This is a genomic window from Xenorhabdus bakwenae (assembly GCF_030272115.1).
Classification (GTDB): Bacteria; Pseudomonadota; Gammaproteobacteria; order Enterobacterales; family Enterobacteriaceae; genus Xenorhabdus; species Xenorhabdus bakwenae.
The window spans coordinates 2,382,737-2,404,558 of sequence record NZ_CP119194.1; the positions used below are offsets into that span (position 1 = coordinate 2,382,737).

At 41.9% G+C, this 21,822-nt stretch carries 20 protein-coding genes and 7 pseudogenes; 8 read left to right on the plus strand and 19 right to left on the minus strand.

Features of this window, described 5'->3' with window-relative positions; translation table 11 throughout:
- Positions 1-16 precede the first annotated feature (16 nt).
- Positions 17-1,045: a TerC/Alx family metal homeostasis membrane protein gene (locus PXH59_RS12020; RefSeq protein ID WP_285808529.1), complete on the plus strand. Its 1,029-nt coding sequence runs from the start codon at positions 17-19 to the stop codon at positions 1,043-1,045.
- A 50-nt stretch (positions 1,046-1,095) separates the two neighbouring features.
- Complete coding sequence (locus PXH59_RS12025; protein ID WP_285808530.1) at positions 1,096-1,674, plus strand: TerD family protein; 579 nt, start codon at positions 1,096-1,098, stop codon at positions 1,672-1,674.
- Positions 1,675-1,775: 101 nt separating this feature from the next.
- Here the strand turns inward: PXH59_RS12025 and PXH59_RS12030 are convergent.
- Positions 1,776-2,787 (minus strand): annotated as a pseudogene (locus tag PXH59_RS12030) (IS630 family transposase).
- A 647-nt stretch (positions 2,788-3,434) separates the two neighbouring features.
- Between PXH59_RS12030 and PXH59_RS12035 the strand changes: the two are divergent.
- Positions 3,435-3,803 (plus strand): annotated as a pseudogene (locus tag PXH59_RS12035) (IS110 family transposase); the annotation flags it as partial.
- Positions 3,804-3,897: 94 nt separating this feature from the next.
- Here the strand turns inward: PXH59_RS12035 and PXH59_RS12040 are convergent.
- Both PXH59_RS12040 and PXH59_RS12045 read right to left on the minus strand, forming a co-directional pair.
- Positions 3,898-5,066 (minus strand): IS3 family transposase gene (locus tag PXH59_RS12040; RefSeq protein WP_285811760.1). Its coding sequence is split into 2 segments (ribosomal slippage): positions 3,898-4,805 and positions 4,805-5,066, totalling 1,170 coding nucleotides; the frame shifts between segments, so codons are not numbered across the junction.
- Positions 5,067-5,134: 68 nt separating this feature from the next.
- Positions 5,135-6,037 (minus strand): IS110 family RNA-guided transposase, encoded by a 903-nt coding sequence (locus PXH59_RS12045; RefSeq protein WP_285808532.1) that lies wholly within the window; start codon positions 6,035-6,037, stop codon positions 5,135-5,137.
- 182 nt (positions 6,038-6,219) lie between these two features.
- On the opposite strand from PXH59_RS12045, the pseudogene PXH59_RS12050 reads away from it, so the two are divergent.
- Positions 6,220-6,525, plus strand: a pseudogene (locus tag PXH59_RS12050) (transposase); the annotation flags it as partial.
- Here the strand turns inward: PXH59_RS12050 and PXH59_RS12055 are convergent.
- The 3 genes from PXH59_RS12055 to PXH59_RS12065 are packed head-to-tail and all read right to left on the minus strand — an operon-like array spanning position 6,519 to position 7,942.
- Positions 6,519-6,884, minus strand: a complete 366-nt coding sequence (locus tag PXH59_RS12055) for a hypothetical protein (protein WP_285808534.1) — start codon at positions 6,882-6,884, stop codon at positions 6,519-6,521. The pseudogene PXH59_RS12050 and the gene PXH59_RS12055 sit on opposite strands and share 7 nt — an antisense overlap.
- Before the next feature lie 49 nt (positions 6,885-6,933).
- Positions 6,934-7,470: an IS630 family transposase gene (locus PXH59_RS12060; protein ID WP_072161191.1), complete on the minus strand. Its 537-nt coding sequence runs from the start codon at positions 7,468-7,470 to the stop codon at positions 6,934-6,936.
- Positions 7,471-7,495: 25 nt separating this feature from the next.
- Positions 7,496-7,942 (minus strand): helix-turn-helix domain-containing protein, encoded by a 447-nt coding sequence (locus tag PXH59_RS12065; protein ID WP_285808538.1) that lies wholly within the window; start codon positions 7,940-7,942, stop codon positions 7,496-7,498.
- A gap of 943 nt (positions 7,943-8,885) precedes the next feature.
- Between PXH59_RS12065 and PXH59_RS12070 the strand changes: the two are divergent.
- Positions 8,886-9,065: pseudogene (locus PXH59_RS12070) on the plus strand (hypothetical protein); the annotation flags it as partial.
- Between the two features lie 80 nt (positions 9,066-9,145).
- A pseudogene (locus tag PXH59_RS12075) lies at positions 9,146-9,241 on the plus strand (hypothetical protein); the annotation flags it as partial.
- A 92-nt stretch (positions 9,242-9,333) separates the two neighbouring features.
- Here the strand turns inward: PXH59_RS12075 and PXH59_RS12080 are convergent.
- The 6 genes and pseudogenes from PXH59_RS12080 to PXH59_RS12105 all read right to left on the minus strand — a co-directional run bounded on the left by PXH59_RS12080 (position 9,334) and on the right by PXH59_RS12105 (position 15,680).
- On the minus strand, positions 9,334-9,981 hold the full coding sequence (locus tag PXH59_RS12080; protein ID WP_285808540.1) for a hypothetical protein: 648 nt from the start codon (positions 9,979-9,981) through the stop codon (positions 9,334-9,336).
- Positions 9,978-10,712, minus strand: coding sequence for a DUF4123 domain-containing protein (locus tag PXH59_RS12085; RefSeq protein WP_285808542.1), 735 nt, complete (start codon positions 10,710-10,712; stop codon positions 9,978-9,980). Before PXH59_RS12085 ends, PXH59_RS12080 begins: the two co-directional genes overlap by 4 nt.
- Before the next feature lie 24 nt (positions 10,713-10,736).
- Positions 10,737-12,278 (minus strand): annotated as a pseudogene (locus PXH59_RS12090) (IS256 family transposase).
- A gap of 93 nt (positions 12,279-12,371) precedes the next feature.
- Entirely contained in the window at positions 12,372-13,262 is an 891-nt protein-coding gene (locus tag PXH59_RS12095) for a plasmid partitioning protein RepB C-terminal domain-containing protein (protein WP_047766598.1), read from the minus strand.
- Complete coding sequence (locus PXH59_RS12100) at positions 13,249-14,157, minus strand: ParB/RepB/Spo0J family partition protein (protein ID WP_053014194.1); 909 nt, start codon at positions 14,155-14,157, stop codon at positions 13,249-13,251. The genes PXH59_RS12095 and PXH59_RS12100 overlap by 14 nt, the downstream gene beginning before the upstream one ends.
- An 11-nt stretch (positions 14,158-14,168) precedes the next feature.
- Complete coding sequence (locus PXH59_RS12105) at positions 14,169-15,680, minus strand: recombinase family protein (RefSeq protein WP_285808549.1); 1,512 nt, start codon at positions 15,678-15,680, stop codon at positions 14,169-14,171.
- Positions 15,681-16,125: 445 nt separating this feature from the next.
- On the opposite strand from PXH59_RS12105, the gene PXH59_RS20110 reads away from it, so the two are divergent.
- Positions 16,126-16,449 (plus strand): transposase, encoded by a 324-nt coding sequence (locus tag PXH59_RS20110; protein ID WP_491630987.1) that lies wholly within the window; start codon positions 16,126-16,128, stop codon positions 16,447-16,449.
- Positions 16,450-16,598: 149 nt separating this feature from the next.
- Positions 16,599-16,904 (plus strand): annotated as a pseudogene (locus PXH59_RS12110) (IS66 family transposase); the annotation flags it as partial.
- Between the two features lie 486 nt (positions 16,905-17,390).
- Here PXH59_RS12110 and PXH59_RS12115 read toward each other — a convergent pair.
- From PXH59_RS12115 to lgt, 7 genes are all read right to left on the minus strand, one after another.
- Positions 17,391-17,615 (minus strand): hypothetical protein, encoded by a 225-nt coding sequence (locus tag PXH59_RS12115; protein WP_285808551.1) that lies wholly within the window; start codon positions 17,613-17,615, stop codon positions 17,391-17,393.
- 304 nt (positions 17,616-17,919) lie between these two features.
- Positions 17,920-18,141 carry a hypothetical protein gene (locus tag PXH59_RS12120; RefSeq protein WP_053014197.1) on the minus strand — a complete coding sequence of 74 codons (222 nt, stop codon included), beginning with the start codon at positions 18,139-18,141 and terminating at the stop codon, positions 17,920-17,922.
- Between the two features lie 113 nt (positions 18,142-18,254).
- Positions 18,255-18,896, minus strand: a complete 642-nt coding sequence (locus PXH59_RS12125) for a LysE family translocator (RefSeq protein ID WP_285808552.1) — start codon at positions 18,894-18,896, stop codon at positions 18,255-18,257.
- A 6-nt stretch (positions 18,897-18,902) separates the two neighbouring features.
- Positions 18,903-19,775: an alanyl-tRNA editing protein gene (locus tag PXH59_RS12130; RefSeq protein WP_285808553.1), complete on the minus strand. Its 873-nt coding sequence runs from the start codon at positions 19,773-19,775 to the stop codon at positions 18,903-18,905.
- Positions 19,776-19,824: 49 nt separating this feature from the next.
- Positions 19,825-19,998, minus strand: coding sequence for a transposase family protein (locus PXH59_RS12135; protein ID WP_434223378.1), 174 nt, complete (start codon positions 19,996-19,998; stop codon positions 19,825-19,827).
- A 118-nt stretch (positions 19,999-20,116) separates the two neighbouring features.
- On the minus strand, positions 20,117-20,911 hold the full coding sequence (thyA, locus tag PXH59_RS12140) for a thymidylate synthase (RefSeq protein ID WP_285808554.1): 795 nt from the start codon (positions 20,909-20,911) through the stop codon (positions 20,117-20,119).
- Positions 20,908-21,798, minus strand: coding sequence for a prolipoprotein diacylglyceryl transferase (lgt, locus tag PXH59_RS12145; protein WP_285808555.1), 891 nt, complete (start codon positions 21,796-21,798; stop codon positions 20,908-20,910). The genes thyA and lgt overlap by 4 nt, the downstream gene beginning before the upstream one ends.
- Positions 21,799-21,822 lie beyond the last annotated feature (24 nt).

Sequence of the window (21,822 nt, forward strand, 5' to 3'; positions counted from 1 at the left end):
TTAAGAGGCTTACTTCATGGTATCCACGCACATTGGTTTTCCGATGGAAACCGTTGCTGTATTTATTATTCTGTCGGTTGGTGCGCTCTTTATCGACCTCTTTATGCATCGTCATGATAAGCCGGTTTCGCTGCGTAGTGCCGCCCTTTGGTCTATTTTCTGGATCGCAATTGCCTTTGTTTTCGCGGGCTTCCTGTATGTTCATCACGGCGCGGAAGCCGCAAGTCTGTTTGTCACGGGCTATGCACTGGAAAAAGTCCTTTCCGTCGATAACCTGTTTGTCATCATGGCGATTTTCTCCTGGTTCGCTGTCCCGGACCGCTATCGCCATCGAGTCCTGTATTGGGGAATTATCGGCGCGATTGTCTTCCGTGGTATTTTCGTTGCCATTGGGACAAGTCTGCTGGCACTTGGGCCGTGGGTTGAAATCATATTTGCAGTTATCGTTGGCTGGACAGCGGTTATGATGCTGAAAAGTGGTGGTGACGACGATGAAATCGAAGACTACTCACAGCACCTTGCCTACCGTCTGGTGAAACGTTTCTTCCCAATCTGGCCGAAACTGCGCGGCCATGCATTTGTGCTGAACCAAAAAGAAGTGGGTCAGGAATTAGCTAAACCAGAAAACGCCGATGTGAAAGTGGGTCGGGCGAGCAAAGCCGCACTTTATGCTACGCCATTGATGCTGTGTCTGGCAGTGGTTGAACTGTCTGACGTGATGTTTGCCTTTGACTCTGTTCCTGCGGTGATTGCAGTCAGCCGGGAACCATTAATTGTGTACAGCGCCATGATGTTTGCTATCTTGGGCCTGCGCACGCTCTACTTTGTGCTTGAAGCATTGAAAAAGTATCTGGTGCATTTGGAAAAGGCAGTGATCGTTTTACTGTTCTTTATTGCCATAAAACTGGGTCTAAATGCTTCTGAGCATATATTCCACCACGGCTATTCAATTTCAGCAACAAGTAGCTTATTTGTGGTAATTGGCGTACTGGCAGCCGGTATTCTTGCCAGCCTGCTGTTCCCGCAAAAAGAAAATGCAAGCTAAATCCGTAAAATCCAGATAACTAATACGACGTAATAAGTGAGGAAATAACAATGGGTGTATCTCTTTCTAAAGGCGGTAACGTTTCTCTAAGCAAAGAAGCGCCAAGCATGAAAAACGTTCTGATCGGTCTCGGCTGGGATGCTCGTTCTACTGACGGACAAGACTTTGACCTTGATGCCTCAGCTTTCCTGCTGACAGCAAGCGGCAAAGTACGTGGTGATGCAGATTTCATTTTCTACAACAATCTGAAATCGTCTGACGGCTCCATCATGCACACTGGCGACAACCGTACCGGTGAAGGGGATGGCGATGACGAATCACTGAAAATCAAACTGGATCAAGTTCCTGCTGACGTAGAAAAAGTGGTGTTTGTAGTCACTATCCATGACGCACAAGCTCGTCGCCAGAGCTTCGGTCAAGTTTCCGGTGCCTTCATCCGTCTGGTTAACGATGACACACAAGTTGAAGTGGCACGCTATGACCTGACTGAAGATGCGTCTACCGAAACCGCTATGCTGTTCGGTGAACTGTATCGCCACAATACAGAATGGAAATTCCGCGCAGTAGGCCAAGGCTATGCTGGTGGTTTGGCTTCTGTTTGTGCCCAGTATGGTATTAACGCTGCTTAATTTGGGTGTTATTAGCTTGAATTCAGCGCACTGAAATTAAAAGCCCTGCTTGATAATATCGGTAGGGCTTTTTGTGGCTTTATCTATTTGTTTATACGCAATTAACTTGAAGATGCAGATTTTAAAATCTGGAAGTTATCAGTCAACCGAGTGGTGAGTTCTTTCGCTTTTTCTGACAATGTGACATGAAAAAAGTGACGGAACGTTTCTGCATCCGGAAAATAGACATTGTTTCGTACCTGCTCATTCATATATTTCCATAATCGCTCAATCGGGTTAAGGTTAGGGCTGTAAGGTGGCAAGTAGTGCAACTCAATATTCAAAATCTCGGCAAAAAATTGAACGACTTCGGAGCGGTGGTAACCCGCACCATCCAGAATAATGTGGATTTTTTGCGAAAGTGGGTAGGTTTCCCGGATTGAGCCGAAAAAAAGGACGACATTTTTCGCGTTAATCGTCGGATATTCACGTATCAGGGTGTCTTCAATCCGGTGTAAATGAAGGGCGCCCAGGATGTTGAGTCGGGTACGACTGCCGGTGGTTTCAACGACTTTGACGTGCTTCCTTTCTTCATCCAGCCGTAACTTAATTTTGTAGACTGGGTAGGATGCACGGCATCAATAAACAAAATAGGCTCATTTTGGCCACAAGCTTCTTTCAGCGCGTTGTAGGCCCCAATAAACTGTTGCTGTTTATCGGCATCAAATTTATGCGGAACCCCCATTGGCTTCTTCCCTGACGGTGAAGCCATTTCATCATACCTGCGACAGTGAAAGCCACCTGCCATTGATCCCAGACATAAGCCACGATTTGTGCGGTGGTGTGCATCAAATTTGCGGTCAGATAATCAATCAGTTCAACGGTGCGTTCAGCAGATAAACGGCTTTCAGAGCCGCCATTTTCAGGGGCGAGTTTTTCCTGAGAGAAGTACTCCTTCAGATGGCGGTTCACGGTGCTTTCATGGATACGCAGGGCCTGAGCAATCATCTGGGTAGTCCAGCCCTCTGATGCCAAAAGCACAGCCTTGATGCGGTCACGTACTCGTCCATCGCGAGTAGTATCATGCATCAATTCGAGGGCTTTCTTTTGATCTGCTGTCAGATGAATTTTCATGGTCACGATCATGATCTGATAAGAATGAAAAATCAAGCATCTTCAATTACGAGGGGTATAACCAGATGCAAAAATTGGATAACTATTTTTACGAATTATTGATTTTCATTATAACAAGTAGGAGGATATTGATGTGATAGAACATACCAATATACGTTTTTAATGTAAGATATATTGGATAAAATAGCATTAAACAATTTGCTTTTTTGTGACATAGATCATGAGTGTTGTGCTAACTATGTGAATGCAAGTCCTAAATTTAGAACACCATGAATTAACACAATAATGCGACAATATATTTATATTAATTATCGAAACAACTATGAACAGGTTAAACAGGAGGAAAAAATCAAGCCCACATAAATTCAAACTATTCTTAAGGGATAGCGTTCTATCCCTTAAGTTTTAAACATCTATTTGACTACTTTCCTCTGGACAACAGCTTCTGCATCATCATTTGCCCGAACATGCCCGCTGACTGCCTGACCTGCCCCACGCCCTGACTCATCATGCCTGCCATATCGCCCATCCGAACCCCTGCCCAGGCCAGTGCCCCCAGTCTGTAGTGATGTGATGGACGTCCCCTTTTTCAGCAGCAAATAGTGCCATCTTTTTTTCCGATGCACTGAATTTCGGGAGAACATCTCATGAATACGATTAAAGTCATTGGCATTGACCTCGCCAAAAACGTTTTTCAAGTCTGTGTCTGGATGGAGGACGGTTCTATCGCCTCGAACCGAAAAATTTCACGGCAAAAATTGCTTGATACTGTGCGCGCTTTTTCGCCAGGAACCCTCATTGCTATGGAGGCCTGTGCAACTTCTCACTATTGGGGCAGAACCCTTCAGGCGATGGGATTTATCATCAGGCTTGTACCGACCCAGCATGTCAAAGCGTTCAGCCATTATCAAAAAAATGATGCCAATGATGCACTGGCTATCTGCGAAACGGCCTGCCGACCCGGTATCCATTTTGTTCCGGTCAAGACGGTGGAACAGCAAGATATCAAGCAACTGTCTTGAACGCGATTTTATGGCGTTATCTGATGATACGAATTATTCCATTCTTCATTTTTTCTAATCATCGCATTCAAGATGGTCAGTGAAGTGGTCAATAAAAATTGGTCACTGACTTAGAGGCTTCCCAAAATAATCTTTCTGATTCATTGGGGGTTAATCCGTTGTTATACCAGTGAGGGCGAAGCTGACTGTAATAACCTGTTATATACTGGGTGATTGAATATCTGGCTGCCATAAAATTTGCATATCCCTCTAAAGGCACCCATTCGCTTTTCAAGCTCCTGAAAAACCGCTCCATTGGGCTGTTATCCCAACAGTTTCCCCGTCGGCTCAGGCTTTGTTTGATACCATATTGCTGTAATAATCGCCTAAATGCTTTGCTGGTATACTGGCATCCCTGATCGCTGTGAAACATCACACCTTGTGGCTTTCCTCTTGATTCAAATGCCATTGTTAAGGCTTTCTTCGTTAACTCAGCGTCGGGCGAAAATGACATCGCACAACTGACGGGTTTACGCGCAAATAAGTCGAGAACCACCGCTAAATACGCCCAACGTTGACCTGTCCAGATGTAAGTGATGTCACCACACCAAACCTGATTAGGTTCCGTAACAGCAAATTGGCGGTCAAGATGGTTTGGAATATCAACATGTTCCTGCTCCTTTCGTGAATACCGATGTTTGGGTTGTTGACGACTGACCAGCCCGAGTTCAGTCATAAGTTTTCCGGCCCGCCATCGGCCTAATGGGATCCCCTCACGGGTAACTATCGAGGCAATCGTTCGTGCTCCGGCAGAACCGTGACTTTTGTTAAAGGCTTCACGAACCCGGCTTTTTAGCGTTACGCGAGCAGAGTCTGGCCGCTTGATTCGCTTGTGCCAGGCCTGATAACTACTGCGATGAACCCCGAACAGTTGGCAAAGAGAAGCCACCGGATAATGCACTCTGAATTGCTCGATTAACGAGAACTGTTCATGTAGTCCGACATCAAGAGTGCTGAGGCTTTTTTTAATACATCGTTTTCCATTTCAAGGCGTTGCAGTTTCTTCTTCAGTTCGCGTATTTCAATTTGCTCCGGCGTGATGGGTGAGGCTTTGGGTGATTGGCCTTGTCGCTCCTGTTTTAACTGGCGAACCCAAGATTCCATTGCCGATTTACTCACATTCATCGCCTTCGCCGCTTCTCTTATGCTGTAATGCTGGTCAAGGACTAGCTGGGCAGATTCCAGTTTAAATTCGGGGCTGAAACGTCTTTTCATCATGTCACCTATTTTGCGTGTTGAAGTGAGAATATCACCTCTATAACGGTGACCAAAATCATTGGACCACATCACAGCAGCTTGCGCATACAAGCCACAAGAGCCACTTTTTTGGCCTTACCCGCCGCCAGCAGGCGGTTGTAAAACGTCTTGATTACCGGGTTAAAACGGGTTGCCACGAGTGTGGCCATATACAACGCTGTCCGAACCCCAGCGCGCCCGCCAAAGATGGTTCGTCGACCCCGCATAGTTCCCGAGTCACGGTTAACAGGAGCAACGCCAACAAGTGCACTGATTTCCCGACGCGAGAGCTTGCCCAGTTCAGGGACTTCTGCCAGCAGGGCTGCTGTTGTCATTGCCCCAATGCCCTTGATGGCGCTGAGCCGGTCAGCCAGTTCCTTAAAATGAATCTGGATATGTTTATTCATATCTTCATCGATCCGCGCCAGCTCAGCTTCCAGTGCTTTAATGACAGTGTTGATGCTCTTTCTGCTCTGAGGATGCGCAGGATGTAGGCGATTACGCTCAGCAACCAGCATCGTAATCAACTGCCGTCTGCGCACCACCATGGCAGAAAGAATCTGACGTTCCGCATCTGGCAGCGCCCGAATAAACCGTTCTCGTTCGGGATGACGGTTTATCACTTCTGCCATCTGAGTCAGGACCTTGGCGTCAATGCGGTCAGTCTTTGCCAGATATCCCATGGCCCGGGCAAAATCTCGCGCTTGCCTGGGATTAATAACAACGACATCAAACCCTTCGGCCTGAAGCGAGCAGGCAACAGCAGATTCCAGTCCACCGGTGGCTTCCATCAGAATCAGGGACACGAGATGTTGCTTCAGTACGGACACAATGGCATCAAAACCATCAGGATCATTACTGGCAGTGAATGCCTCTACGCCAGTACTCACGGCGATATCTAATGAGGCTTTGGAAACATCGATGCCCACACAAAGTGGATTTGGCTGACTCATATTACCCTGCCTTGCAAATACGTTATGGATGACGGACAACTGTTCGGGTTTCAGATGAGTGGCTCAGTGTATGCGTCAATAGCTTTAAAACGGGCTTAAAACCCCAGGGCAACTCAGACTGCGTACACTGTGCCAAATCTAATCGTATTTATTTTAACCTACTTTTAAGATACAAGGGCATCCAGGGAAGCCAATACAGCAGCAATAAGTTCCGTCGTTTATTATGGAGAAACAAAATCATCCAGAGTATGAGCCGCCGGGGAAATTGCTGGGATAATTCCCCAATGGAAAGAGTCTTTCGCAGTCTGAAGAGTGAATGGGTTCCCCCGGAAGGGTATCTGGATATCCATGATGCCATACGGGATATCACGCCATATTTGGGCGGCTATTACAACCACGATCGTCCGCATAGTTTTAATGGCGGACTTTCACCGGTTGAATATGAAAAGCAGTGGGAAGAGGCTAAAAATGTGTCCGGTATTTATTGACCGCTACACTTCATCAGATGGCTAACGTTAGTATACTCAAGAGCTAATTCAATATTATCAATCTGCCATTGACACCAACCTCCACCATTAAGAGGTATTTTTTCTTTAAAATAACCTGTTACAGGATCTACTAAAATATTAAATCTGTTCCAGTGATATTTAGGTAGGTGATAGAGTGTTCCACCTGCGGTATTATGAGTAGCAAGACACCTATTTGAAGCATAAATACTGTCTAAATTAGGTTTCGTATTTGGAGGAGCAATACCTTCGACTGTAATCCATTGATTTTTTTCAGGTGGTGAAAATGGTTCAGACTTATCTTTATAAGTCTGCCAGTAACTTGAAATAGTATTAGACATGAATTCACATCCTGTTAAGCACAGGATAAGTGATAATATTGTTAAGTCCTCAAGAGAAATTAACTGCAAATTGGCGACCATAACTTTCAAATAAAGTATTTAGCTCATGATCCATTGTATCCTGAGTCCAAGTGATAAAACGTCGCCAGTGATATTTAGCCTGTCTCCAGACGATTTCAATCAGATTCAGCTCTGGGCTGTAGGCGGGAAAGTAAAATAAAAACAGGTTGTGTTCTCGTAACCCGCGACTTTTGATTTTTTCATCTATCCTATGATGGATACGCGCATTATCTAATACGACAAATGTCAGGCGATGATCCCCTTGCTTTGCAACCTGTTCTAAAAAATCAATGACATCAGTCCGCGTAACACTGTCTGACATTATCTGATAAAACAGTGTGTTATCGGTGTAATTTAGCGCCCCTAACACTGAACGTCTGACATGATTTTGCGGCTCTGTTTCATGGGGCTTACCCCGCGGACTCCATCCGTATTGCACCGGCGGAGAGGCGGTAAAACCCGCCTCATCAAGATAGACCAGCCGGTAATGACCCGATCGCGCGCCCGCCTTAATTTTATTCAGCAAGGCGGCTTTTTCAGCAAACTCCGCGTCATTGCATTTTTTTTAAAGACAGGCGGGCTCGTTTATAGGTTATCCCCTGTTTTTTCAGGGTATTCGCCAGCGTCTCAAGCGTACAGGGCAGCGGGCCATGCTTGTCCTCGACTTTCTGTGCGATTCGGGCTAACGTCAGAGATTCTGCACTGGCGGCTTCGACCGCGGAGGTAATCATGTCAGGGGTCATGGCGGGATATCGGCCTCCGACATGCCCACCTAATAATCCCGCTATCCCTGAATCGTGCCAGAAGTGAACCCAGTCATAGATAACTCTGAGACTGCATCCTATCTCAGCGGCTATCTGACGGGGTTTGATGCCTCTGGCAAGCATGAGCAAACCCGTTCCTCGCGTACGGATGTCTCGGTGTCTGTGATTCAGGGCAAGTTGTTGTAATGTAATACGTTCAGCTTCAGACAGTGTGATATTCGATTTCAATTTCATAAGAACAGGCGGTAAGTCATCGGATGACCGATTATAACATCAATGCAGATCATTTATCCGATCAATTTAATAGTCTGAATGTTAATTTCATTATTAGCCTCATATTATCCTTTTATCGTTTTTAGTTACTTCTAGAGTTATCATTAATTGATTATCTATTTCTCTTAAGAAATAATATTCTCTGATTTTTTTTCTTTGAAATACTGCGCGAATCGAATGCGGTTCACTTTCAAGAAATGATAAATCTTCCTGCTTCCTTTGCAATTTTTTATCCGGTGAAAGAGTGCACAGTTCTCGCAATCTCTTATCAATATATTCAGCATATAAGGCGTTACTATGGTCAAGAAGACCTGTCCCACGCTTACCTGTAGGATTTTCGTCACCCTGAAAAAATGAACGTATCTCTTGCTCTCTATATTTATCTACTTTGGTCTGTTGTTCAATAAATTCTTTAGTCTCTTTTCTGGTTTTTTCATTTAACTCCGGAAGTAAATAAAGTTTTGATTCTGAATCAGGGAGAACATAAAAGTAAACTAATTTACCATGGTGTAAAAAGGGATCATATTTAGGCGAATATCGCTATGTCATTGAAGTATTTCCATTTAGGGCATGGTCTTTGTTGTTACATCATCAAAAAGACTATTCATTAGTTAATGCTTATAACCTCTCACTAATGAGTATATTAACTTATGCCGAAGATACTGAAAATTACTTAGGTTCAGTTACAAACCTCTTCCAAAAACAGTTGCTCGATCTGTCACGTTCACCTCATAGGATCAATGACCAATCTTTTTCTCCAGTGGTTTATGATGTTCCATTTAGTGATCGCTATACTGAGGTCGTCTACATTGACTCAAATAAACAAAAAATTCCTCAGGGTCACACCCAACTTTTTTACGTGGCAAACAAGAAAGAAGTTATTATTGGATGGCGTGGTACTGAAATGACGGAAACAAAGGATCTGCTCACAGATGGAACATTCCAGCCGCTAGAATTAGGCTGTACACCTAAAGGTGTATGTAGTGGTTTTAGCGAAAAAGGGAAAGTTCACAAAGGTTTTTGGGATGCCTTCCATCTTGTCACAGAAATCCAAGTACCTAAAAGAGACGATGGAAAAACAGTATTTGAACATATCATTGAGTTAACACAAAATAAAAAACTATTCGTCTGCGGTCATAGTTTGGGGGGGGGGGGGGCCTCGCCTTGTTACATAGTGCACAACTCAAATCCTATAATCCTTGCCTCTATACCTACGGTATGCCACGTTTATTCACCCAAAGCGCAGTGCAGGAACTCACTGAAATTACTCATTATCGTCATGTTAATGAAGATGATTTTGTTCCATCTGTACCGTTTAACAAGGATATGGATAATATAGCTCTTCAAGCAGATTATAAATTTGTAGGATACGCAATCGAAGTATTTGATACTGCTATTGGAACATCATTAAGTACAGCTGGTGCTCTCACTGCAAAAAGTGTTAAGTCACTCAGCCGTGATAACGATGGATAAACTTCAAGGCCCTGTGGTTCACTATCAGGAAAATGGTAGCTTGGAAGAGGATTTTCTTCTTTCCATTTTTCGATAACTGGTTTTTTATCAACCAATTCACCAATCTTTGCATAATGATACTTGCGGCCTGATTCCAAGCTCCCTTTAAAAACTGGTGAAATGGCTTTCATGGCTTCGGTAGAGCGAGTGTATTCACTGTTACGCTTCGTTCTCAGTGGGCGTTTTTCCATTTCATCGGCAAGTTCTTGCCCACTGAAAAATAAGCGTAAAGGAGAAGCCAATAATTGTTCTTCCTTGATCATTCCATTCCCATCTATTTTCCCTGTACGTGTAGTTTTGCTGTTTTTTAATGTATAAGGCATATTGGTTATGGGTTTATTATGTTCATCGACAAGCTGAATTTCTATCTTGTTCTTCAGCATATTCGGACAATTAGGACAATTAGGACAATTAGGACAATTAGGACAATTAGGACAATTAGGACAATTAGGACAATTAGGACAATAAACTGAATTTGCATTACTCATAAATCTTTCTCCTGTTCTTTTTCTTGTTCCATCGCTAGCAGATAATCCTGACAGGATATTTTTTCAGCATGATGCCCTGCCTCAATTTTTTTCCGCAGCCATTGTTCAATCTGTTGTTCCAAACTGCCTTCAGGCTGATCCAATTGCCTCGCTATCTCTCCGTGGTTTTCCCATAAATCATTATAGAGGGAACTACTTAAGGCTTGCAGACCATAGGGAGAATGTAACCAGACTGCCAGCAAATGCTCACCCAACGTAAACGGAATTTCGCTGTTACCTTCTCTACACGCTTCAGGACGGCAAAACCTCATCGGTTGCGGCCTGTCTATCATCAGTTCTGTGACAGGCGACAACATCAGTGACCAGTCGCTGGGCGTAAAAGCCGGCACCAGTGTGCCCAATATCCGCGCATCCATCATGCGGAACAACATTGGTTCGCCATTCATCATTACCCATTGCCGCTGTTGCCAGTGTTTAATCTGTCCTTGCCACGGTGTATGGCTGCGGTAAGCCCAACCCCAACTGTTGTCACCCAGTTCATAGCGATCCAGCACTACCCCTATCTGAACTAATTGATTAGCCTTCGGTTGTACCAACCACGGACTCTGTTTCAACATATTGCGCATCGGGGTGCCGCTATACAGCCGAAATGCCTGCTCAATCCAGTCATTAAGGTAAAATGACTCTATCCTGGCATCCTGTTGCGCCAATTCTGCACAAGCTGGTTGCACCGGAAATTCAGTTGCCGGGAGTGCTTACGCCATCGGGAGTTGCCCTACTTGTGAGAGTGGCGCTACTCCCTCCGGTAATTGCAGTGAAATCCCGCGCCCACTGCCGCCTGAACCCTGCCCGACATTAATCGGTGAACAGAGAATGCCGCCCGGCGTGACTTTCAGAAAACTATCGCCCACTTTCAATGTGATTTCTGCTGCCGCTTCCAGCACGACTTTGCCGCCGCTTTTCAGGTGAATCTCCTGTCCGCTGTCAATCACGGTGGCATCCCCGGTCTGGGTATGCTGGCTACCGGCAATCCGGTGCGATACATCGCCTTCGGTGGTGATTTTGCGTGAACCGGCGACCTGATGATGGTCATCGGCACGGATATCGTGGTAACGGTTGTTATCAATACGTTGTTTCTGGTCGTGTTTGATATGCCAGAGCACATCATTTTCAATCTGGGCGGTCAAATCTTTCTGGCCGTGGAAATAAATTTCCTCACTGCCTTTGGCATCTTCAAAACGCAGTTCGTTAAAGCTTTTGCCTTTAACGCTGTTCAACGATTCAATCGCATTCGTTGTGTAGATCACCTTGCGGATCTCGGCTGGGTAGGCGAAGAACGTCGACAGATGGTTCCAGTTAGACTGCCAGCTACGGCGGATTTTGGGGTAACGGGGATCCCAAGCCCGGCCAAAGGCTTCCAATGCCTGCAACGCCGCTTCTTCTGTTGGTGCCTGATAAATGGCTTTGAGGTCACGGGTAACCGCTTTGTCGTCTTTCCAGGCCACGAACCGCAGGCTGTTGCGTATCATATGCACAATGCACAGCTGGATACGGGTTTCGGGATAAACGGTGTTGATGGCATCCGGGAAGCCTTTCAGCCCATCGGCACAGGCAATGAGAATATCTTCCAGTCCCCGGTTCTTGAGATCGGTCAGCACGGACAGCCAGAATTTCGCCCTTTCATTTTCGGCCAGCCACATGCCCAGGAGCTCCTTTTGGCCCTCAAGGTTTGATCCCCAGTGTCAGGAACACCGATTTGTTGATGACCCGGCCATCATGACGAACCTTAATGACAATACAGTCAAGATAAACAATAGGATATAGCGCATCCAGCGGACGATTTTGCCACTCAGTAACTTGTTCCAGCACGGTGTCAGTGACCTTTGAGATGAGCGAGGGTGACACATCTGCGTCGTACATTTCTTTGAAGGCGGCGGTAATTTCACGGGGCGTCATCCCCTTGGCATAGAGCGCCAGAATCTGGTTGTCCATGGCGGTGATTCGGGTTTGGTGCTTCCGGATCAACTGGGGTTCAAACGCGCTCTCCCGATCACGGGGAATACGCAATTCCAAAGGGCCATCATTGCTCATGACCGTCTTTGATGAATAACCATTACGGGGGTTGGTGCCTGTTTTGGCGTTATTTTTCCAGTGGCCGAGTGTTCAGTCAGTTCAGCATTAAGGGCGGTTTCAACCGTTAATTTTTTGAGCAAACGGGAAAGCTGACTGAGATCATCAGAGGTTTTGAGATTTTTAGCCAATTCAGCCGCAAGAGCCTGTAACTGTTTGTCGTCCATAAGTGCACCTTCTTTTGATGGTTAATTAAACATATCAAAATCGGGCAATTACACAAATCTACGTACAGACTCTTGTAATCGATTAGTAAACATTTAAAAGATTTCTTTATCTTCGAGAACTGGTAAGGAATCAATAGCAGAGATCTTTTTTAGTTGTGTTAAATAGTCTGGATTATTATCTACTAACCAATTCAATACAGCATAATTACTAAGAAGCTTCTTAATGTGATTTATAATCACAGCTAACTTTAAATTATTTGTACCATAAATATTTTCTAATTGTTTAGTCTCCATTTCCATTGCAGCCATTTCTCGCTCCATTCTGGCAAAATTTTTTGCGATATCTTGCTTCTTAAGCTTGGAGTCTTTGGGGTTCTTAAGCATTTCATCAGGGGTTGTATGCAATAATGAAAGTGCAAATTTTCTACTAAAGTTATTTATATTTATCATCGTACATACCGCCTCATGCTGTCTTTCCGGCTTCATTTTCTTCAACACCTTGAATATAGCTTGAGGAACTATTTTGTCAGCTAATAAAGCTGTTGTTTCAGGGGTAATACCGTCAAGTAATTTAAATTTTGCTCTAAGAGACTTTATCGAAATATTTAGCGCAGTGCTTAATCTCTCTTCTGATACTCCAGCCTCAACAGCTTGTAATGCCATTCGGTGCTCCTGAATGACCGATAAACGGTTAACATACTTATTATAGCTATAAGATTCCTCATCCTCCGCTATTAAGCAGTATATTTTTTCAAGGCCTGCATCTTTTGATGCTTCAACTCTTAAATGTCCATCAAGTATAATCCTTTCAGAGTTTTCGTTAATGTAGATTACGATAGGTTCAATAACACCAATTATTTTTATAGTTGAAAGTATTTGTTTATATTTTACACTTATCTTAACGTTTAATGGCAATTCTTTACCGTATTTCAGTTCGCAAACATCCATTAATATACTTAGACTATTAAACTTAGGATTGTTCATTTTCCAGTCCTCGTTCAGGATTCACATTTTCGAGAATAAATGCAGGAACAGCATTTAAATTTTCAGAAACTAACACATCAGAAAACTCTTTATTTTGCAAAAGATTTACCATGATCTCTTTAACAACCATCAGACTTAACATCGTAAACTCAGACCTTGTATGGAGCATTTTATGTCTTTTCACATTATCTTGATAAAGCTCCCTCAACTCGTCAGGCGTAATCCGCTTCTTTTTTGCGGCCTTAACAAAAGCATTATTATCACTTCCTTTCCCTGAGGTTTCCCTCTGAGCTAAGATTTTTTTAATTATCGCTATTTGCTTTGAGTTAAGTTCACCAGAATTGAAACCCTCCAACAAAATATCTTGTATATCATTTCCTTTTGCTCTCGATATCTCAACAGCAAGGTAGAACGGTATTCTTCCAGATTCTACAGCAGCAAGTAGTTTATCCTCCCCATTCTCCTTTAATGAAACTATTGCACTTACCCAAGTTCGTGAACGCCCTATCTTTTGTCCTATTTCTAATTCGGTAAAACCTTTCTTTTTTAATTCTAATATACTATTGAGAAGCTCAGTTGCGCGGGGCTTTCTTCGTGCAATATTTTCAGCAAGACTCATGATATGCCCGTCTTCATGATCCACGGACTTTACTATTGCAGGGATTTGTTTCTCACCTAATATCTCATAAGCCTCAATTCTTCCTTGTCCACAAATTAAATCGTACATATACGTCTCACATGGGGAATCAGATAGTCTTACAGTTATTGGTTTTTTTAAGCCTATGTTTCTTATACTTTCAACAAGTTCATCATGAATAGATTTACTTCTGGAGCGTGAGTTAACAATCTTGATCTTAGATATAGCTATAAGCTTTATTTCTTCATATTCTTTCATCATGGTTCCTCTTAAATAATTTCACGTCTAAGAATCTGTAGAAAAGGATTCAAAGAATCAAACCTATAAAACTCTAACTGATAAGAATTTACATTTTCAAAAATTAACTGTCGTTCTAATACCTCTATTGAAGGGAATATATAGTAATCTTTCGTGTTTACGTTTTGACTATCAAGTCGAACAACAATACAAGCATCATAACTGTACTTACGTTCAAACCGTATCTTCCAACGCTTCTTAGTGGTATTCAGAAAACAACGTGAAATAACAACGGACATCTTAAATTCATCATTGATAGTAAATAATTTCGTTTCCTCATCATAATCAACATAACAACCCTGTTCTGTAATATCACGGATGAATTTTTCAATGAAGATGTGATATTTTTCTCTTAGTAATGAATTTATTCTCAAATAGTCATAATCATGTTTTGGTTTATAGTTAATTAATTGATAAGCCTGCAATAGGCCACCAAAACGCTTTCTATAAACAGATGAGGATGGGGTCTCATCGTCCTCATCTATAATGATACCGGAGAGCTTCCCTCTTGTTTTCAAAAGATCCGAGAGTTTACAAAGTAAATCCTCATTGCTAAGATGAATACTTCTATTACTAATAACCTCCTGTGCTTGTAAAAAGATCTCAGGAGAAATAATAGCCTCAAAAGCATTTTCACATCTTATCCATTCATGTTTTGGATTACGGATAAAACGTCGCTTTAATCGATAGGATGTTCGGTTATAAACATTATGACCAATATATTTTTCGTTAGTTAAAATCTCATGGATCTTTCCTCTGGTCCATTTCGTGCCTCGCTCTGCTGCTATCTCTCTCCTGTTCAGTTCAGAGGCAATAACTCGCTCTGGTTTTGAGCTATTAACGAATTGGTCGTATATCCATTTTACAACTGCAACTTCATTTTCTGGCCCTAATACTAAAATTATTCTGTCAGTCTGGATGCTTTTCCACTCTTTGTAATTAAGTATTCCTTTATGTTTCCGGTTTTCATCTACCAACATTCTCCGCAGACCATAACCTGCAGGCCCACCTTGGTGATATCCACGACCAGCCAGATTTACTTGACCAAGAAAGACTTTTTGAGATAAATTTCGACTGAATAGAGATGCTTCTTTGCGACCTATGAACAATTGGAAATCAGCATAATCGTTATCAACTTCGGCGATAGGATTCGCACAATAGATGATCTTAACATCATGCATTTCAAGTTGATGGGTGTAATATCCATATTGATCTATTTTTTGAAATCTACCGAAACGACTTATATCATAAACTAAAACAGCTTTAATATTTATTCTTCTGCTAACTACATCATCAATTAGTTGATGAAATGCTTCTCTTCGGTTAGCCGTAACTCCGCTTTTACCTGAGTCATCGTAAGTATGAATAATATTCATACCATGTTCAGAAGCATATTTACTTATGAATTGCGACTGATTGAATAATGAATACTGTTGGTGGTCTGTAGACATTCTAAGATATTGAGCTACACTAATCTCATCCATAACATCCACCTCATCTTTAAAAAATAAAGTTTGTGGTGTTATGAAAAGCTTTGATGTCCTAAAAAATCATTTCTCCACAATACTCTATATGCAAAATACCTAACTTAAACTACACTATTAACCATGCCTATTTTCTTGATCTGGCTCCCAAATCTGAACATAATTTAACCAAAATCATTTATGAAAGTCCAAATGACATCTGAGCCACCGGACAAGGATTCCAGTATTTTTATGGGAACCTCCAAAAACTTTTCACAGCCACAAAATTGAGTAAAATGTAGACACAGTACATCTCTGCAAGGTAGCACCGTCATGATACTACCTCGTTCTGCTTTAAAAAAAAGACAAGCTGGCATCCGAATATCACCGTCGAAAAATCGATGAATGAGGTGATCCACTGCTTGTTCTTGATAAGTCTGTTGATTTCTCGGCACTGGCTGACACCATAGACCGTGTCGCACCACGTATTATTTCTCCCAAAGGGGGACGCCCGCCATTCCCGACTGAGGTGATGGTTCGCATCATTATCCTGAAACATTTCCATAATCTTTCCGATGAAAAGGGGGAATATCAATTACTTGATCGAATGAGCTGGTCACGTTTTTGTCGCCTGACCGATATCATTAATATTCCAGACTGTCACACGATTTGGTGTTTCGAAAAACGGATTGGGCAGGAAGTACCCGCGCATTGTTTGAAGAGGCGAAGCATCAGCTTTCGGCACAGGGATTCATTCCCAGAATGGGGTAACTCATTGATGCCACGTTGATTCCAGTGCCTAAGCAGCACAATAAGAAGTAAGAGAATGAACACATCCGTCAGGGTAAAACCCCGGATAACGGGACAGCCAACAAACGATGCCAGAAAGACACCGAGGCAACCTGGCCGAAAAAACACTTTATCGCTAAGTCACCTGAAGTGAGCAATATCAGCGAAAGTCCCGGGCTGAATGGCAAAAGCTCAACGCCCTCGTCGCACAAATCCAGCTGGCGCAACCGCCTGTCCAGACTGTGGAAAAGTCTGGTGAGCTGGCTGAAAAAGAGGGAACAGGTTCCGGCGTCCCGCTATGCCGGAAGGTGTGCTTATATTCTTAAGCATGAAACGGGGCGATGGGTTTTTCTCCGTCATAAAGACATCCCGTTGACCAACAACGAGGCGAAATGGTGCCTGCGTGGCAGTGTGATCATGCAAAAAATCTTCTTTGGGACCCGTTCCCAGCGGGGGTGAACAGTACTGTTTCCGAGGATGTGATCAGTGAAATCGTGACCGAGATGACCCAAAAACAGCCCTACCAGGATGTGTTTAATCTTCTTCCCGCTAGTCAATATAGGGCTGGTAAAGGGTTACTGTATTTTTAACCTAAACTTTCTCCACTGCAATTTAAAATAAATTAAGAATATGCTATTTTTTCTGGTATATTTAACCAGAATTTTAATAAAAACAAACAAAAGCATTGAATATTATTTTGCAAATGGTAATTTCTTAACAAAGAAGAAATTAAATAACAAATCGTGTGTTAATGATCCTGGATTCTTCAAGGATATCATGACTTGCCTGTTTAATATTAGTTAATGCGCAGGTACGTAACAACCATCTATTATAACCATCATAACGCGCTATACCAATTCACCTTCAAGGTGCATGTTACATATTCCCGTAACACATGGAAATATAAGGCTTTACTTCATATTGCAGATTGCAATTTGAAGTTTATCGAGTATATAAACTCAGAACGGAAGGGCTATGTAACCCATCACTATAAAATCCTTTTCTAAGTAACTCATCATTATCTACATAAATAATATGGTCACCTTTAATTTTAGATAAATCACGGGTAGTATCTGGTTCTCTATATTCAATAATACTATTAGAAAAACTCATTCCTGATTGAAAATCAAAATTTTTTTGATCGTTATCGATAATATCTCCAATCATTTTCTTTAAAAGAACCTCATTTTCTCACCTTGCAAAATAGAAAGAAGACCCCAATGACAAAGTCGTTATATTTTATAAAAGGCTGCCATCCCTCATAATCAATAAATTGTCTGACATAATTACCATGCAAATGAAACCCCTCCCCTTCGTAAACTACTTTAATTTCCCCATCAAGTTGATTCAAGTAATTATACTCTCCATGTTTAAACTCTATATTTTTGGTAACAACACCTTTGTTAACAATGTTATTTTCAGCGTGAGAGTAAATATCCGACAAAGAAAATATAATAGATAAATTTGGTTGTTATTCTAAATTATTCTGTGAAAATTCATTGGTTGTAAGAAAGATATCAATATCACTTAAAATATTTCCTTTTGACATGTAATTATTCATATCACATACATCAAAATTATAATATTTGAAAAAACAAACCACATTATAAAATGAGTTTTTGGCAATATTATTGCCACCTAATTTCTTATAAAAAGAATCATCATGAACAACACAAAGCCTTCTACCTTTCATTACCCAACCTCATATATAAAGATAATAATGGCATCAATTAATCTTATATTGATGCCCCCCATGATGCGATAGATAAATTCGGACAGAAATAACATTCTACGGTAATAAGTCAATTAAATAAAAACAGTACCCACAAACATAACAACTCCAAATAACAGCAAGAAAATATTAGTTATAGACTCTATAATAACTTGAGAATTTCCTTTCAAAAATATATTTTGAATATAGTGAATCGCATGAACAAATATAACCCACCATAAGGCCCCAATAACAATATCAATTATCCCAAGTATGATAATTTGCCTAAGATGAGGTAGTTCCGGATTAATAAATTGAGGCAGAATACTGATAAAAAATATGGCTACTTTAGGGTTAAGTACATTAGCAAATAACCCGACTAAAAAAGGATTTCTTTTTTGCTTAATGATTCCTTGTGAATCAATCACTGACTGTTGTTGGTTTTTATTGCGATAAATCTCCCTTAATCCCGAACTTCCAAGGTAAATAAGATAAACGGCGCCGATTATTTGTAATATATTGAATGCTGTTTTCGATGTTGCCAGAATAACTGTAGCGCCTAATGATCCTAACACAAGATGAAAAAACAGCCCTGACTGTACACCAAATGCAGTGATCATTCCTTCTCTCTTGCTCTTAAATACCCCTTTACTGATAACAGCCCAATCAGGTCCAGGGGTCAAATAAGAGAGTAATGCCAATAGAACAAATATAGATATCAATTCAAAACTGATCATGTTTTATCATCTCAACTTACAGTATGTCGTAATTACAATATACTCATCACTTTCTTCTGGCTTTATCTCTACCTTAATATCCTGTATTTCTTCTGTATTTTTTATATGGGTTCCACCACACGGAATAACAACCGGACGATTTTCTACCGTGCTTTTCCATAACCTCAAACTTCCAATATCTTGTGATGTATATTCAACCCGTATTTCACTCCCTGTTACCAGCCAGTTTTTCAAAATTAAATTTATTTCTTCATTGATGCTAACAATACTTTCCAAAAATGATGCTTTATCAAACCCTTTTTTCTTTAACGACTTACCAAGCCGATATGTATCTATGGATTTTAACTCAGAAATTGATGATTTAAATATTGCTGCTTTATCTAAGTTATAATTTTCTAAACTATCCTTATCATAATCTTTATTCCAATATTTATTAGTCACCTTATTTAAGGCTAAAGACATAAAGTGAGCCATACTATGTGCTGCGCTAATTTTATGCCTGACTTCAGCATCAACCGATAATTTAACTTTTGCACCTACTATAGATTGACATTCCAGACCATTTAGCGATTCTAAATAGTGGGCTGGGATCAGTTTATCTTCTATATTCAATTTTTTGGGTATATCGTGATCAATATAAATCATACTGTCAATGATAACTGCGGTATAAGTCTTGACAATATTTACTGCTTGGTTATTAAGAACAATAACCCCAATGTCACTTTTTTGGTCACCCCATTTATAGTTTTTGGGATAGAAAGGGCTATTACTTGTAATAACGATATATCCATTATTATATTTGAATGCTTCGATGATAATTGCGTCCAAACTTAATTGCCCTGTCATAAATGATGAATCAATTACTGCATTATTTAACATATCAATTTCTCTTGCTGTTTATTTTATCAACAGACAATCTACTAATTGATCAAAAAATGTCAAGGGTTCTATGCAGGGTAACCGCATAGCCTTCGGGATATTCCTGAATATCATGCCAGCTTTCTGCCCCCGCAATCATTGCACAAAGCGACGCAAACAGGATATCAAATAAGGGATAAGCGACTTTCGCGCTCTGGTGCGGGTCTTGGATCTCTGAAAAAATGCAGGATAAAGTTTCCGAGGGACATGGGATTGGTTTTCAACTCTCAAAAGAGAGTATAGGATCACAGCTCTTTATGCGAAGTGTTTCCATCCCCAGATTTGAGGATGGAAAAAGAGAATTAAATGGCAACCGGTGCTTTAATACCGGGATGCGGATCGTAATCCACAATTTCAAAGTCTTCGAATCGATAATCAAACAATGAGTCGGGCTTACGCTTAATCACTAACTTAGGTAACGCACGTGGCTCACGACTTAATTGCAGTCTGGTTTGTTCCAAATGGTTGCTGTAAAGGTGAGTATCTCCGCCAGTCCAGACAAAATCACCCACTTCAAGATCACATTGTTGGGCCATCATATGCACCAATAACGCATAGCTGGCGATATTGAATGGCAATCCTAAAAATACATCACAAGAACGCTGGTAAAGCTGGCAGGAAAGTTTACCGTCTGCCACGTAGAACTGGAAAAAAGCATGGCATGGCGCCAGGGCCATTTTATCCAGTTCCCCAACGTTCCACGCAGAAACAATGATCCGACGTGAATCAGGATCACTTTTCAACTGTTCAATAACCTGGGTTAATTGATCGATCTGACGGCCATCTGCACAACCCCAGGCACGCCATTGTTTACCATAAACAGGTCCCAAATTGCCATTTTCGTCAGCCCATTCATCCCAAATAGATACGCCATTATCATGCAGGTATTTGATATTGGTGTCGCCATGCAAGAACCACAGCAATTCGTGGATAATGGAACGAATATGGCAACGCTTGGTGGTTACCAACGGAAAACCTGCTTGCAAATTGAAACGCATCTGATGACCAAAAATAGAAAGGGTTCCCGTCCCCGTTCGGTCATCTTTTGCTGTGCCCTCTTCCAACACTTTTTTCATTAAATCCAGATACTGTTTCATTTTGCCTCTTGTACCTTGTTATTGCGTGTTTTATTGCCAGGGCATTTATGCGCCCATATCATCAAAAATATTCCCGCTAGAATCATGGGAACAGAAAGGATTTGCCCCATACTTATCCCGTCAAACAGCCCAAGTTGGGCGTCAGGCTGGCGGAAAAATTCGACTATTATGCGGAATGCACCATAACCAATCAGGAATAAGCCTGAAACACTCCCCATCGGGCGCGGTTTACGGATAAATAAGTTGAGGATGATAAATAATACGATGCCTTCAAGTACCATCTCATAGAGCTGTGATGGATGGCGGGGCAGGACACCATATTTTTCCAGAATAGGCCATAAAGAAGGATTGGCGGTGGCGATGGCAATATCTTCACTGCGGGAGCCTGGGAATAACATGGCCCACGGCGTATCAAGCGTAACACGCCCCCACAATTCTCCATTGATAAAGTTACCGATCCGCCCCATGCCCAAACCAAACGGAACTAATGGCGCAACGAAATCCGCGACTTGCAAGAAATGGCGTTTGGTGCGGTGCGCAAACCACCACATGGCGCAGATAACCCCTACCAGTCCACCGTGGAAAGACATTCCGCCATCCCAAACTTTGAACAGATAAAGCGGGTTATCAAGGAACATTGGAAGATTATAGAACAGGACATAACCGAGGCGTCCACCGACGAAAACCCCGACAAACCCTGCATACAGTAAGTTCTCAACTTCGGTTTTGTTCCAGCCACTGTTTGGCTTTGCCGCACGGCGATTTGCCAGCCACATGGCAAAAACAAAGCCAACCAGATACATAAAACCGTACCAGTGGAGGGATACAGGCCCGATTGAAAATATGACGGGGTCAATATTAGGAAATGCCAGATAGCTAGTGCTCATCGTTCCCCACTAAAAATATGTTGT